Origin of the sequence: Azospirillum picis, from assembly GCF_017876115.1 — a bacterium.
Taxonomy (GTDB): domain Bacteria; phylum Pseudomonadota; class Alphaproteobacteria; order Azospirillales; family Azospirillaceae; genus Azospirillum; species Azospirillum picis.
Genome location: NZ_JAGINO010000016.1, coordinates 149,825 through 162,388 on the forward strand (window position 1 = coordinate 149,825; position 12,564 = coordinate 162,388).

Annotated in this window: 15 protein-coding genes; 4 read left to right on the forward strand and 11 right to left on the reverse strand. The window is 67.9% G+C overall.

Going from position 1 to position 12,564, the window contains the following annotated elements:
* Positions 1 to 2: 2 nt before the first annotated feature.
* From J2850_RS20440 to J2850_RS20460, 5 genes are all read right to left on the reverse strand, one after another.
* A complete protein-coding gene (locus tag J2850_RS20440; protein WP_209985484.1) occupies positions 3 to 746 on the reverse strand; it encodes a DUF6969 family protein in 744 nt (247 codons plus the stop codon).
* Positions 747 to 913: 167 nt separating this feature from the next.
* Positions 914 to 1,639, reverse strand: a complete 726-nt coding sequence (locus J2850_RS20445) for an ABC-type transport auxiliary lipoprotein family protein (protein WP_209985487.1) — start codon at positions 1,637 to 1,639, stop codon at positions 914 to 916.
* Positions 1,636 to 2,595, reverse strand: coding sequence for an MlaD family protein (locus tag J2850_RS20450; protein WP_209985489.1), 960 nt, complete (start codon positions 2,593 to 2,595; stop codon positions 1,636 to 1,638). The genes J2850_RS20445 and J2850_RS20450 overlap by 4 nt, the downstream gene beginning before the upstream one ends.
* A gap of 7 nt (positions 2,596 to 2,602) precedes the next feature.
* Positions 2,603 to 3,442 carry an ABC transporter ATP-binding protein gene (locus J2850_RS20455; protein ID WP_209985492.1) on the reverse strand — a complete coding sequence of 280 codons (840 nt, stop codon included), beginning with the start codon at positions 3,440 to 3,442 and terminating at the stop codon, positions 2,603 to 2,605.
* Positions 3,442 to 4,593 (reverse strand): ABC transporter permease, encoded by a 1,152-nt coding sequence (locus tag J2850_RS20460; protein ID WP_307354496.1) that lies wholly within the window; start codon positions 4,591 to 4,593, stop codon positions 3,442 to 3,444. Before J2850_RS20460 ends, J2850_RS20455 begins: the two co-directional genes overlap by 1 nt.
* A 233-nt stretch (positions 4,594 to 4,826) precedes the next feature.
* Here J2850_RS20460 and J2850_RS20465 point away from each other — a divergent pair, with 233 nt between their 5' ends.
* Together J2850_RS20465 and J2850_RS20470 are read left to right on the forward strand one after the other, a co-directional pair.
* The gene (locus J2850_RS20465) at positions 4,827 to 5,342 is read left to right on the forward strand and encodes an adenine phosphoribosyltransferase (RefSeq protein WP_209985493.1); all 516 of its coding nucleotides are present in this window, start codon (positions 4,827 to 4,829) and stop codon (positions 5,340 to 5,342) included.
* Between the two features lie 177 nt (positions 5,343 to 5,519).
* Positions 5,520 to 6,248 (forward strand): hypothetical protein, encoded by a 729-nt coding sequence (locus J2850_RS20470; RefSeq protein ID WP_209985496.1) that lies wholly within the window; start codon positions 5,520 to 5,522, stop codon positions 6,246 to 6,248.
* A gap of 30 nt (positions 6,249 to 6,278) precedes the next feature.
* On the opposite strand, the gene J2850_RS20475 is transcribed toward J2850_RS20470, so the two are convergent.
* Together J2850_RS20475 and J2850_RS20480 are read right to left on the reverse strand one after the other, a co-directional pair.
* Positions 6,279 to 6,929, reverse strand: coding sequence for a response regulator transcription factor (locus J2850_RS20475; protein ID WP_209985497.1), 651 nt, complete (start codon positions 6,927 to 6,929; stop codon positions 6,279 to 6,281).
* A gap of 188 nt (positions 6,930 to 7,117) precedes the next feature.
* Positions 7,118 to 8,161 (reverse strand): OmpA family protein, encoded by a 1,044-nt coding sequence (locus tag J2850_RS20480; RefSeq protein ID WP_209985500.1) that lies wholly within the window; start codon positions 8,159 to 8,161, stop codon positions 7,118 to 7,120.
* 215 nt (positions 8,162 to 8,376) lie between these two features.
* On the opposite strand from J2850_RS20480, the gene J2850_RS20485 reads away from it, so the two are divergent.
* Positions 8,377 to 9,474 (forward strand): MBL fold metallo-hydrolase, encoded by a 1,098-nt coding sequence (locus J2850_RS20485; protein WP_209985503.1) that lies wholly within the window; start codon positions 8,377 to 8,379, stop codon positions 9,472 to 9,474.
* Here J2850_RS20485 and J2850_RS20490 read toward each other — a convergent pair.
* Positions 9,461 to 9,670 carry a hypothetical protein gene (locus J2850_RS20490; protein WP_209985505.1) on the reverse strand — a complete coding sequence of 70 codons (210 nt, stop codon included), beginning with the start codon at positions 9,668 to 9,670 and terminating at the stop codon, positions 9,461 to 9,463. The two genes, J2850_RS20485 and J2850_RS20490, sit on opposite strands and share 14 nt — an antisense overlap.
* A 270-nt stretch (positions 9,671 to 9,940) precedes the next feature.
* Between J2850_RS20490 and J2850_RS20495 the strand changes: the two genes are divergently transcribed.
* Positions 9,941 to 10,204, forward strand: coding sequence for a hypothetical protein (locus tag J2850_RS20495; RefSeq protein ID WP_209985509.1), 264 nt, complete (start codon positions 9,941 to 9,943; stop codon positions 10,202 to 10,204).
* A 175-nt stretch (positions 10,205 to 10,379) separates the two neighbouring features.
* On the opposite strand, the gene J2850_RS20500 is transcribed toward J2850_RS20495, so the two are convergent.
* From J2850_RS20500 to J2850_RS20510, 3 genes are all read right to left on the reverse strand, one after another.
* Entirely contained in the window at positions 10,380 to 11,480 is a 1,101-nt protein-coding gene (locus J2850_RS20500) for a branched-chain amino acid ABC transporter substrate-binding protein (RefSeq protein ID WP_209985512.1), read from the reverse strand.
* Positions 11,481 to 11,651: 171 nt separating this feature from the next.
* A complete protein-coding gene (locus J2850_RS20505) occupies positions 11,652 to 12,011 on the reverse strand; it encodes a DUF6867 family protein (RefSeq protein ID WP_209985514.1) in 360 nt (119 codons plus the stop codon).
* A 1-nt stretch (position 12,012) separates the two neighbouring features.
* The coding region (locus J2850_RS20510; protein ID WP_209985516.1) for an ABC transporter ATP-binding protein at positions 12,013 to 12,564 on the reverse strand (552 nt) is incomplete at its 5' end.

Consider the following 12,564-nt stretch of genomic DNA (forward strand, 5'->3'; position numbering starts at 1 on the left):
CGTCAGGACGCGTCCGCCAAACTCGGGCGGCGGCGGGCACCGCGCAAATGGGTGGCGATCTCGGCGATCTGCGCATCGACCGAGATCAGGCGCTGGGAGGCGACCTCCAGTCCCCGGTCGTCATAGACGTAGGTTCCGGGATGCCCGGCGGTCCAGCGATCGATCACGGCGTCGCGCTCGTGCAGCAGTTCGACGATCGTCGGGCGGAACAGGCGCATCATCGCCGTGATCCAGCGGTTCGCCGGCCAGGACGGACGGGCATGGTCGATCTCGAAGGCGTCGAGCATGGCGATCACGTCGTCGGCCGCGTACCAGGTCTCTCCCGTCACCCAGCGGTTCGTGGTGAACAGGCGCACCGGCTGGCCCGCGACGTCCATGGCGATGCCGATCAGGTGCGACAATGCGTCGTTGTCGTTTTCCGGTGGCCGGTAATCGGGCAGCGCCATCGGCTCCATCCCCGGCGGCATGCCGTGGGGACGCAGGAAGGTGTGGAAATGGCCGTGCTCGCCGTGGGGGCGCTCGCCTTCCGGATGGCAATGGTAATAATACTGCGCATGGAATTCGGCGTCATAGACGTCGCCGGGCGGATAGTGCTTCCACTCGTACAGCGTGCCATGGCCGCGCAGAAGCTCTCCCACCACGGTGTCGCCGGTCTTCGCCAGGACGCGCTGGCACAGCCGCACCTCGCGGCCGGCCTCCGCCATCGCCTCCAAAGACTCGCGGGATACCCCAGACAGATCCGTCATCGCCCGATCCTGCTTGCGCGAACATCCCCATTACGTACGCGGGCAAGGGATCCTGGCAAGTGGACATTTCCACAAGGCGGGGCACCGGCAATCGGGGACGCGGGGGGCGATGTGCCGGCTGCGTCCCGGTCCGCCGCAATCGGTCCGGCGCAATCAGCCCGCCGCAATCAGCCCGCCGCGGCGTGGCCGGGGGCGAAGGGTTGAGCCAGCGCCCAGGTCACCAGTTCGCTCGTGACGCGGCCCAGCGCCTCGTCGAAGGCGGCGATGACGTCGGTGAAGGCGCGCCCCTTGACCGGCACCACCGCCTCGAAGGAGTCGCCCGCCTCGATGGTGCGGCGCGGCATGGCGACCAGCTTGGCCGACAGGCGCACATGCACGGTATCCGGACCGGCAGCGGCCGGTGCGGCGTATTCCGCCTGGAAATCGCGCAGTTCGGTCTTCAGCACATAGTCGGAACGCAGCCCCACCGTGTCGCGCCCGACGGAGACGATGCGGCCGCTGTCCTCGAAGGTCTGGACGATCAGCCCCTGAACCATGTTCGGCGCCCGGTCGGCCCAGGAAACGTCGGCGAAATAGTCGAGCGAGGTCGGGGTGCGCGACAACGCGATGCGCGGGGTGTCGATGCCCGCCGCCGCCGACGGCGCCTCGACCAGCAACTGCCAGTCGGCCCTCGGGCCGGCCGGAACGGTCGCGCGCGGGGTCAGGGTGTAGAGCTGCGGGGCCGTCGGGTTGAGGGTGGAGCAGGCCGCCAGTCCCGGCAAAGCCACGACGCCGCCCAGCCTGACGGACAGCCCGCCGGCCAGCCCGGCGAGGGAGGAGAGCGCCGTCCGCCGCGTGAGTGCGGCGCCGGTGAAGCCTGCACCGCCGTGTCGTCCCGTGCCGTTCCGCGTCATTTCCCACGAACCTCCACACCCTGCCGCGTTCCGCCGAACAGGAAGTTCGACGGATCGTTCTCGATCCGCGTGACCACCCGTGAAAGCTGACCGGACAGGTCGCGCAGTTGGGTGATCAGCAACGTCAGTTCATACAGTCCAGTCGCGGTAAAGTCGCGCACGGGTTCGCGATTCTCGTCAGCCAGGGCGTTCAGCGTGTCGGAGGTCCGCTTCAGCGTACGCATGAGTTCCCGGGTATCGCCGGTCAACTGCCTGGCGCTGCCATCCACCGTCGCGAGGGTTCCGCGTGCCTGCTCCAGCGTCCGGTTGAGCTGCGGGCCGACCCCGTCGAGGCCGCTCAGCGTGCGCCTGGCCTGATCCATCGTCTCTTCCAGCCCGGCGCCGGCACGGGCGAGTTCGGCGCTGAGGGTGCGGACGTTGGCGAGGATTTCCCCGATGGCCTTCTGGTTCTCGCCGTTCAGCAGGTCGCCCAGGCGGGTGACGACCTCCAGCGCCCGGTTGACGAGCTGCGGCGCGCTGTCGACCACGGCGGTGAGCGAGCTCGGCCGCGACGGGATGGTCAGCACGCCGTCGGCGTCGGTGGCTGTCAGCCGCTTGCCCCCTGCCGCCCCGCCGGAGATCTGGACGTAGGCGCCGCCGGTGATGCCCTGAAGCTCCAGCGAGGCGATCGAGTCCGCCATGATCGGCGTGCCGTTCTGAACCAGGACGGTCACCCGCACCCGCGTCACGTTCTCCGGGTCGAGCCGGATGTCGGACACCGTGCCCACCGGCACGCCGCGGTAGCGCACCGGGCTGCCCTGCTGCAGGCCGGTGACCGAACCGTTGAAGTAGATGCGGTAGGTTTCCCGCGACTCGTCGAGCTGGACCTTGGCGACCCAGGCGGTGAAGACAAGCAGGCCGGCGACCAGCGCCAGCACGAAGCTGCCGACCAGGATGTAGCTGGCGCGGGTTTCCATGGCGACCCTATCCCTTGGCTTTGCGGAGGGCGGCGTCGGGGCCGGCCGTCCGCTCCCTCGCGTCGAGGGCGGCGCGGCCGCGCGGCCCGTGGAAATAGTCGTGGATCCAGGGGTGCGGGTCGGCCAGATGCTGGGCCAGCGTCCCCACCCGGATCTTGCGGTCGACCAGCACGGCGATGCGGTCGCAGATCGAGGTCAGGCTGTCCAGGTCGTGGGTGACCATGAAGACGGTCAGGCCCAGGCTTCGCTGCAGCCCCTGGATCAGCGTGTCGAAAGCGGCGGCGCCGATCGGGTCGAGCCCGGCCGTCGGCTCGTCGAGGAACAGGATGTCGGGATCCAGCGCCAGCGCCCGGGCCAGGCCGGCACGCTTGATCATCCCTCCCGAAAGCTGGGCGGGATGCTTGGTGCCGGCATCCGGCGGCAGGCCGGCCATGGCGATCTTGACCCGCGCCACCTCGGCGATCAGCGACGGCGGCAGCGCGGTGTGCTCCTTCAGCGGCAGCATGACGTTCTCGGCCACCGTCATCGAACTGAACAGCGCTCCATTCTGGAACAGCACGCCGGTCCGGGCCTGGAGCGCCGTGCGTTCGCTCCGGCCAAGCGCCGCGGTGTCGTGGCCGAGCAGCTCGATGCGGCCGGCGGCCGGCTCCATCAGGCCCAGGATCTCCTTCAGCAGCACCGACTTGCCGGTGCCGGAGCCGCCGACGACGCCCAGGACCTCGCCGGGCCGGACATCGAGGTCGAGCCCGTCATGCACGACCTGCGGGCCGAAGCGGGTCACCAGGCCGCGCACGCGGATGACGGGAGGCGCCTCCGCGCCGCGCCGCAGTTCGGGGAGATCGGCCATCACACCCCCAGCATGGAGAAGAGGATGGAGAAGACCGCGTCGATGACGATCACCAGGAAGATGCCCTCCACCACCGCCCTGGTCGTCATGATGCCGACGCTCTCGGCGCTGCCGGAGACCTTCAGCCCCTCATAGCAACCGACCATGGCGATCACCAGCGCGAAGACCGGCGCCTTGACCAGGCCGGTCAGCACCGTGTTGATGCCGACCGCCGTGTGCAGTTGGCGGATGAACTGGCCGAAGGTGATGTCCAGCGTGGCGTAGGCCATCACGGCGCCGCCGAAGAGCCCCATGATGTCGGCATAGAAGGCCAGCAACGGCAGGGTGATCATCAGCGCCAGCGCTCGCGGCACCACCAGCAGCTCGACCGGGTCCAGCCCCATGGTGCCGATGGCGTCCACCTCCTGGTTCACCTTCATGGTGCCGATCTGCGCGGTGAAGGCGGAACCCGACCGGCCGGCGACGATGATCGCGGTCATCAGGATGCCGATCTCCCGGAGGACGGAAATGCCCAGCAGGTTCACCACGAACAGCTCCGCCCCGAAGCGCTTCAACTGGTCAGCCCCCTGGAAGGCGAGCACCACGCCGATCAGGAAGGACAGCAGCCCGAGGATCGGCAGGGCGTTCAACCCGGTCTGTTCGATATGGAACAGGACCGAAGTCAGGCGCAGCCGCGACGGGCGGACAACCAGACGGGCGAAGGTGACGGTGACGAGCCCGAGGAAACCGACGAGGTTGAGCAGTTCCTTTCCCGCGGTCACGGTGGTTTCGCCGGTGCGGACGACCATGTCGATGACGGGGTGATGCTCCCGCTCTATCGGGCGGGGGGGCACCTTGCAGGCGTCGTGCACGGCGGCGAACAGGGCGGCCTGCTCCGGCCGCAGCCCGATCGTTTCGACCGTGTGGCCGCCGGCCCGCAACCCTTCGGCCAGGCGGTTGATCAGGTAGGCCCCGACGGTGTCCAGCGCATCGACATCGGTAAGGTCGAGCCGCACGGCGGTTTCTTCCGCCGGCTGCGGCATGCCGTCGAGCGCCTCGCCGGCAGGGCCTGCGACGTCGAGCGTCCAGCGGCCGGCAACGCCGATCCGCCATCCGTTCCCGTCCGGCCCGGACTCGATCCGCGCCCCTTCCTTCGCCACAATCCCAGCCACACGCCCCGCCGCAGACAGCCGCACACCGACCAGTACCGCCGGGAACGTGGCGGAGCACGGCCGGATGGTCAACCCCATTGCGGCGGGGACCGGGAGGCGGGGAAGCCGGCGTCCGGTCCAGTGGCCGCTTTGCCAAGGGGCGATCAGCCGCTAGAGTGCCGCCCGGTGAGCCGGCACCCGATTGACACTGCCGCAGGCCGTGATCCGGCGAGACCCAAAGGACGGGATTTCCGATGAACCTGAAAGACCACATCCGCGGCATCGCGGATTTCCCCAAGCCCGGCATCCTGTTCTACGACGTCTCGCCCCTGCTGGCGGACGGCGCCGCCTGGAAGGCGGCGATCGACCAGTTGGCAGAGGCCGTGCGCCCGCACAAGCCCGACCTGCTGGTCGGGATCGAATCACGCGGCTTCCTGGTCGCCGCCCCGCTGGCGCTGGCACTGGGCATCGGCTTCGTGATGGTGCGCAAGCGCGGCAAGCTGCCCGGCGACAAGATCGCCCATTCCTACGACCTGGAGTATGGCACCGACACCATCGAGGTGCAGGCCGATGCGGTGATGCCCGGACAGCGGGTGGTGGTGCTGGACGACCTGCTGGCGACCGGCGGCACCATGGCAGCCGCCATCACCCTGCTGCGCCAGGTCGGCGCCGATGTCCGCGCCGCCGCCTTCCTGGTGGAACTGACCTTCCTGAACGGCCGCGACCGCGTCGACGTGCCGAGCATCTCGCTCATGGCTTACGATTCCTGAACGGCGGGAAGGAGGCGCAAGCGGAATTTCCTGCCGCCCCCGGGCGGTCAAATCTGCCGCCCGGCACCGAACGCCGTCAAATAATGCGTTCCGGATCAACGCTTTGGCCTTGGCCCGCATCCTGCAAAGCACCTCCTGCCACGTCCCGACGGGGCTGGAATGCGAGGGGAGCGAACCATGGTCAGCCTGTCCAGTTACGCCGATGTCGGCGGCATGGCGCAGAGCCTGCAGACGTCGATCGACGCGGCGGTCAAGCGGGTGCAGCAGCAAGCCGCGGCCGGATCGGGCGCACCGGCCGGCAAGGTCCAGGAGTACGAGCAGACCGTCAACAAGTCGGCGCTGAACGCCGCGCCCTTCGCCACAAGCATCGGCACGCTGGTCAAGGATACCAGCCGGCTGAACGTCTTCAGTTCGCTTGCTGCCAACGACCCGGCCGACTTCTACAAATTCTCGGTCACCGGCTCCGGTGCCGTCACGCTGGGGACGGTGGGCGACGCCGGGGTGCGCCTGCAGTTGATGGACCGCGGCGGCAAGATCGTCGCCGACAGCAGCAAGGACTCCGGCGCCACCTATGACGCCTTCCAGAAGCTGAAGAACGGGCAGCTCACGCTGGACAAGGGCGACTACACGCTGCGCGTCGCGCGCGACAAGGACGTTCCCGTCAAGGATGCCAAGGATTACGGCGTCCAACTGCGCATGGGCACCTACAGCAAGGACTACGACACCATCGCCAAGCAGCCGGCCAAGGGCGACAATCCGTTCGGCGGGAACCTCAAGCTGCAGGGGCTTGCCGCCATCCTCGGCGGCTCGACGGGCACCCCGCTCAACGCGGCAAGCATGCTGCTGGGCGGGTCTGCCAGCGGCTCCTACGGGGGACGGGGATCGCTGCTGAACGCGCTGCTGTGACAGCCGGCCGGCGATCCCCGGCCACCAGCGTCACACCAGACGATCGCGCCCCGACTCCTTGACCAGCAACACCGCCTGGGTGCGGCTGCCGACGCCCAGCGCCTTGAGCACGCCGGTCACGTGGGTCTTGACCGTCGACAGGTTCAGTCCCAGGCGCTCGCCGATCTCCTGGTTCGACAGGCCCTGGGCCAACAGATCGAGCACCTCCAACTGGCGCCGGGTCAAGCCGTCGAAGACCGTGGGAGCGCCGTTGCGCGCCGCGCCGGGCGCCACCGCCGGAGCACCCGGCATGCCGAGCACCGGCGGCACGTAGGAGCCTCCGGCCATCACCAGCCGCAGGATGTTCACCACCAGCACGTCATCGGTGGATTTCGGGATGAAGGCACGCACGCCGCGCGACAGCACCGCGCGCATCTCATCCGGCGAATCGATCATCGAGAAAATGACGACGGGAACGGGAGCGACCCGCTTGACCAACCCTTCCACGTCATCGAGGCCGCCGAGGCCCGGCATCCGCAGATCCATGACGACCAGGTCGAATGCCGCCCCTTCATCGAGAATGGCGTTCAACTGGCCGAAGCTGGTGGCGGCGACCACCACGGCCTGTTCGTCCAATTCGCCAACCAAATGCGTCAAGCCGCTGCGGACGATGGAATGATCGTCGGCGATCAAAACCTGCATGTAACGTCTCGGACCGGAAAGCCTAGGTACAGCACCGTCATACGCTGACGCAACGGTCCGCGCTACCTCCTTCGCAGGCGGTGCGGCCCCGGCATGGGCCGGGGCCGGCCGCCTCTTCGGCGGCCGGCCCCCTGCCCCACTGCCAATCGGGAGGCTTCGATCAGAAAACCCCGATCAGAAAACCCCGATCAGGAGACCTTGATGAGGATCTGGGCACGGCGGTTCGACGGCTCACGCACGTTCGGACCGGTCGGGACCATGAGCTGGTTTTCGCCCACGCCGTCGACACGGATCATGTTGGCCGGCGTGCCGCGGGCGATCAGGGCCCGGCGGACCGCTTCGGCGCGGCGCAGGGACAGCCGCTGGTTGTAGGCCGGCGAACCCGAGGTGTCGGTGTGGCCGATCACCTGGATGTTGACGGCACGCACGCGGCCGGCGGCGTCGGCCGCGTCGGCGATGATCTTCTCCGAGGTCGGCGTGATCGTCGACTTGTCCCAGTCGAAGAACACCTGATACTCGGTCTGCGGCTGGGCCTGGACCGGCGCCGGAACGGGGGCCGGGGCGGCCACCGGGGTCGGACGCGCCGGGCCGCCGAAGCTGTAACGCAGGCCGGCGAGGATGGTGTGGTTGCGGTATTCGCCCTTCGAGCTGGCCGGCCCGAGGTCGAACTCCGGATCGGTGGTGGCGAAATACCGGTAATCCAGCGTCACGGCCAGATTGTCGGTGATGTCGTAGGACGCACCGACGATGCCCTGATAGGCGAACACCCAGTCGCGGTCGCTCTGGCCGCCGAGCGTCTGCTTCACGCCGGCCACACCGGCACCGACGCCGATGTAGGGGGTGATGGGCAGGCCGAACTTGAAGTCGTACAGCAGGTTGCCCATGAAGGCGATGGAGCTCATCTTGCCATCGACGCCGTTCAGGGCGGGGGTGGCGCTGCTGGTGTCGTCAACGCGGTTGCGCCAGCGCCACGCCGTCTCCAGCTCGGCGCGCAGGCCCATGGCGGTGGCGTAGCCAGCCGACAGGTCACCGATGCCGCCGATCTTGAAGTCCTCGGTCAGCCCGAAGCCCGGCGCCGGATAGCTCCTGACATCGGCATCCCGGGTCCAGTTCACACCGGCGCCGGCACCGACGTAGAAGCCCTCCGTAGCGGCGGACGCGACAGCCGGCAGAACCAGCGAAGGAACGGCGACAGCCAGCGCCGAACCCAGCAAAACCCCACGCATCGTCATATTCTTGTTCCCTTCATTGACGGCGTTGGCGAAACGATTCAGCCGTGGTCTGCATCAAAACGCCGTGACAGACCGGGCTCTGGCCGGGACAATGGAGGTCGGCGGACAAGCTGCCAATCCCGCTCCGGCAAGGCTTTTCAACCTGTTGCCGATTTGCCGCAGCGCACTATGAGCAAGATTTCCATTTCGTAACAGACACTTGGATAGAAATACCCATGCTCTCTACCACGAACGGAGCGCCGGACTACCCCTTTTGCTCCACCCCCGAGGCCGGTGGATGGCTGGAAGTCGCGCCCGGCGTGCTCTGGATAAGGCTGGCCCTGCCCTTCCAGCTCGACCACGTGAACGTCTGGGCGCTGGATGGCGGCGACTCCGGATGGACGTTGGTCGATTGCGGGTTGGGCGATCCCCGCAGCCTTTCGGTCTGGGAGGGACTGCTCCGCGACGCCCTCGCGCGGCGCTCAGTGCAACGGGTGGTTGTCACCCACTTCCATCCCGATCATATCGGGGCGGCGGGCTGGCTGGTGGAGCGGACCGGTGCCGTCTTCGCCGCGTCGCTGACCGAATGGCTCCTCGCCCGCGCGCTGTCTGCGGGCAGCGATGCCGCCGCCGACGCCGCAGCGGAGCGTTTCTATCGCCGCAGCGGGATGGCGGAGGAGGCGATAGCGTCCATGCTCGGACGCAAGGGCGCCTACAACCGCGGCGTGCCGAGCGTGCCGCCGACCCTGACCCGGCTGCGCGCAGGCGACCGGCTGACGGTGGGACGCCACGAGTGGATCGTGATCGGTGGCAGCGGCCATACCGCCGAACCGGTCAGCCTCTACCGCCCCGCCGACGGGAACGGCGAGACCGGCCTGCTGATCTCCGGTGACCAGATCCTGCCGCGGATCAGCCCGAACATCAGCGTCTGGCCGGCCGAACCCGATGCCGATCCCTTGGCCGACTATCTCGCCAGCCTCGATGGCTGGTCGGCGTTGCCGGCCGATACGTTGGTTCTGCCCTCTCACGGCCGTCCTTTCCGCGGCCTGCACGAGCGGGCACGGGCGCTCGCCGACCACCATGCGGAAAGGCTGGAGGAGATCGAGACGCTGTGCGCCACGCCACGGACCGCGGCCGCGGTGACGCGGGCGCTGTTCCCCCGACCGCTCGACGCGCAGCAGACGCTGTTCGCGCTGGGTGAGGCGATCGCCCACCTGAACCACCTGATCCACCGGGGGAGGATGCTGAGGATGGTGGCGGACGAGGGGGCGGGAAGGAGCGGCGCCGACCTCTATGGGCTGGCCGGCACCGCCGGAACGCTCATGACTCGGTGACGAGTTCGAACTCGTGGGGATCGAGCAGGGTCGACACCGACAGCGTCTTCAGTGTCTTCGGATCGTCGGTCCTCTGCATCTGGGCGTGCTGGGTCCCCATGCCGTCCTTGCGGATGGCGATCACCAGCCAATAGCCTCCACTGGGTGAGAGCTTGCGATAAATCTGGCCCTCGACCACCTCGCGCTTCCTGCGCATTTTCTTTTCTCCAAAACCCGTCCCTGACCGGCGGCCGCGGGGGCCGCTGCGAAGGGCGCCATTGAAGCACAAAACACCCCGGTCTTGGCGAGTGTCCGATCGGTGACCCTTGAAGGTCGCGCATGAGATCGACGCCATGGTGCGCTGCGCCGGGCAATGCCGCATCCGCTCTGCCGCAGCGCAGCATCGCCCGGGGCACCTCGTATGACCCTTTGCCGCAGCGCGGTTTCAGGCTGGAACAAACGCCTCGCCTGTGGGTTCATAAGGGTCATGAATACCGACCTCGACGTGCTTGTCTTCGCAACCCGCCTGGTTGATGAACTGGGCGAGACCGCGATTCGCATGAGCCGCGTTCGTCTTGTCGAACTCACGGCCGCCAACCACACCCGCGCCGCCGCCTTCTGGCGGGACGTCCTGCGAACATCCGAAAGGCTGCTGAACGAACGATCCGGTAAACGGGTCAACGCTGCGGCGATCGCGGCGGCGCAAACTGCGCCGGCCTCCGTGATGCATGTCCCAAGGCCCATACCCTGACGCCGGTGCCCTGACCGCGCCCCGCGCGGGACCCTCCGGCTGCGCCTGACAGCCCCGCGATGGCGGGGACCGGAGGCCCAGGGACCGCGAAACCGCCCACCCGAACACCACAAGCGCAAGAAAAAGGGGCCGGCACCAGGTGCCGGCCCCTCATTTGCTGACGGACTCAGTCCGCTTACTTCACTTCGGCGTACTGGCCATTGGTCCACTTGTACCAGACATAGGCCGGGCTGGTGACGTCGCCCTTGGCGTCGAACCCGATCTTGCCGATGACGGTGTCGTAATCGCCCTTGCGCAGGACATCCGACACCTTGGCGACATCGGTCGAACCGGCCTTCTTCACCGCCTCGGCCCACGCCTGCAGGGCGGCGTAGGTGTAGAGGGTGTAGCCTTCCGGCTCGTAGCCGGCCTTGCGGAAGTCCTCGACGACCTTCTTGGCCGTCGGCTTCTCGCGCGGGTCCGGGCCGAAGGTCATCATGGTGTTCTCGCCGGCGTCGCCGGTGATGGCCCAGTACTCGTTGGTCACCAGCGCGTCACCCGACACGATGGGGGCCTTCATGCCCTGGTCCTTCATCTGGCGGGCGATCAGACCGGCCTCGGTGTGGTAGCCGCCGACATAGACGACGTCGATGTTGGCCTGCTTCAGCTTCGACACCAGGGCCGAGTAGTCCTTCTCGCCGGCCGTGTAGGCCTCGTAGATGGCTTCCTTCTGCCCGCCGGCGTTCAGCGCCTTCTGCGTCTCGTCGGCCAAGCCCTTACCATAGGCCGACTTGTCGTGCAGGATGGCGACGTTCTTGCCCTTGTAGTTGTCGAGCAGGTACTTGCCGGCGATGGCGCCCTGCTGGTCGTCACGGCCGCAGACGCGGAAGACGTTCTTCAGGCCCTGTTCGGTCAGCTTGGGGTTGGTCGAGGCCGGGGAGATCTGCAGCATGCCTTCTTCGGCATAGACCTGGCTGGCGGGGATCGACGAGCCCGAGCAGAAATGCCCGGCCACGAACTTCACGCCGGCCTTGGCCAACTGGTTGGCCACCGCGACGGCCTGCTTGGGGTCGCAGGCGTCGTCGCCGACTTCCAGCTTCAGCTTCTGGCCCAGGACACCGCCGGCGGCGTTGATGTCCTTGACGGCCTGCTCAATGCCCTTCTTCATCTGCTCGCCGAAGGTGGCGTACTGGCCGGTGATCGGGCCGGCGGTCGCCACCGCGATGTCGGCCTTGGCGGCCGTGGCGGTGAGCGCGGTCGCCGCGATCGCGGCGAGAAGGGACAGCTTGAATTTCATGGGTGTGCTTGCTCCCTGTTCGATGAGTGGTCCCTGTTGCAACATACCCCCGACCCTTGCGGGTCTTGCCGCCGGGTCCCCTCCGGCGGTGTCCAGGCTACCATACTCCAAGTGGCGCGGAGAGCGACAGTTTCGCGGACGCCCCTGGCGGTATGGCCTATGATTGGCGGCTCATTTCGCGGACGCCGAACCCGACCGCTCCCTCCAGGCGAAGGGACCTGCGCGCTCGTAGAGCCACGGGTACTGGTTGACCATGCGGCGGGCGATGGCGATGCGGTGGGCGGTCAGGGTGATGGCGGCGATCACCGCCGTGTGGACGATGAAGCCCCAGGGCGCCAGCAACTGCTCGCCGAACAGGCCCCAGGCCAGGAAGCGGTCGCCCACCCCCAGCAGCAGCGAGTAGGCCAGCACGCTGCCCACCGGCTTCCACCCCTCCGCCAGCGTCTGGCCGGTCAGAACCCCGCAGCCCCCGAACACCAGAACCGTCAGGAACACGAACACCGCAAGCGAAGACCCCAGCAGCGTCTCCATCTCAGTGCCCCCCTTCCAGATAGGCCGCCCGGACCTCAGAGTCGGCCAGAAGCTGCGCCCCGGTCCCCGTCATCGTGATCTTCCCCGTCACCATCACATAGGCACGGTGCGCCAGCTTCAGCGCGTGGAACGCGTTCTGCTCCACCATGAACACCGTCATCTTCTGTTCCCGGTTGATCTCCGCGATCACCTGGAAGATCTGCTTCACGATCAGCGGCGCCAGGCCCAGCGACGGCTCGTCCAGCAGCAGAAGACGCGGCTGGCTCATCAAGGCCCGCCCGATCGCCAGCATCTGCTGCTCGCCCCCGGACATCGTCCCCGCCCGCTGGTTGATCCGCTCCTTCAGCCGCGGGAACAGCGTCAGAACCCGCTCCAGTTCGCGATCGAAGCTGCCGGGCTGCGCCACGATCGAGCCCATCTGCAGGTTCTCCAGCACCGTCATCCGCGGGAAGATGCGACGCCCCTCCGGAGACTGCGCGATGCCGCGCCGCACGATCTCGTGCGTCGGCAGCCCGGTGATGTCCTCGCCCTCGAAGAGCACCCGGCCCTGGCG

What these genes read in the sequence shown, in the direction of transcription:
- J2850_RS20440 (WP_209985484.1), bottom strand. Translation starts at nt 746, where the DNA reads ATGACGGATCTGTCTGGGGTATCCCGCGAGTCTTTGGAGGCGATGGCG.
- J2850_RS20445 (WP_209985487.1), bottom strand. Translation starts at nt 1,639, where the DNA reads ATGACGCGGAACGGCACGGGACGACACGGCGGTGCAGGCTTCACCGGC.
- J2850_RS20450 (WP_209985489.1), bottom strand. Translation starts at nt 2,595, where the DNA reads ATGGAAACCCGCGCCAGCTACATCCTGGTCGGCAGCTTCGTGCTGGCG.
- J2850_RS20455 (WP_209985492.1), bottom strand. Translation starts at nt 3,442, where the DNA reads ATGGCCGATCTCCCCGAACTGCGGCGCGGCGCGGAGGCGCCTCCCGTC.
- J2850_RS20465 (WP_209985493.1), top strand. Translation starts at nt 4,827, where the DNA reads ATGAACCTGAAAGACCACATCCGCGGCATCGCGGATTTCCCCAAGCCC.
- J2850_RS20470 (WP_209985496.1), top strand. Translation starts at nt 5,520, where the DNA reads ATGGTCAGCCTGTCCAGTTACGCCGATGTCGGCGGCATGGCGCAGAGC.
- J2850_RS20475 (WP_209985497.1), bottom strand. Translation starts at nt 6,929, where the DNA reads ATGCAGGTTTTGATCGCCGACGATCATTCCATCGTCCGCAGCGGCTTG.
- J2850_RS20480 (WP_209985500.1), bottom strand. Translation starts at nt 8,161, where the DNA reads ATGACGATGCGTGGGGTTTTGCTGGGTTCGGCGCTGGCTGTCGCCGTT.
- J2850_RS20485 (WP_209985503.1), top strand. Translation starts at nt 8,377, where the DNA reads ATGCTCTCTACCACGAACGGAGCGCCGGACTACCCCTTTTGCTCCACC.
- J2850_RS20490 (WP_209985505.1), bottom strand. Translation starts at nt 9,670, where the DNA reads ATGCGCAGGAAGCGCGAGGTGGTCGAGGGCCAGATTTATCGCAAGCTC.
- J2850_RS20495 (WP_209985509.1), top strand. Translation starts at nt 9,941, where the DNA reads ATGAATACCGACCTCGACGTGCTTGTCTTCGCAACCCGCCTGGTTGAT.
- J2850_RS20500 (WP_209985512.1), bottom strand. Translation starts at nt 11,480, where the DNA reads ATGAAATTCAAGCTGTCCCTTCTCGCCGCGATCGCGGCGACCGCGCTC.
- J2850_RS20505 (WP_209985514.1), bottom strand. Translation starts at nt 12,011, where the DNA reads ATGGAGACGCTGCTGGGGTCTTCGCTTGCGGTGTTCGTGTTCCTGACG.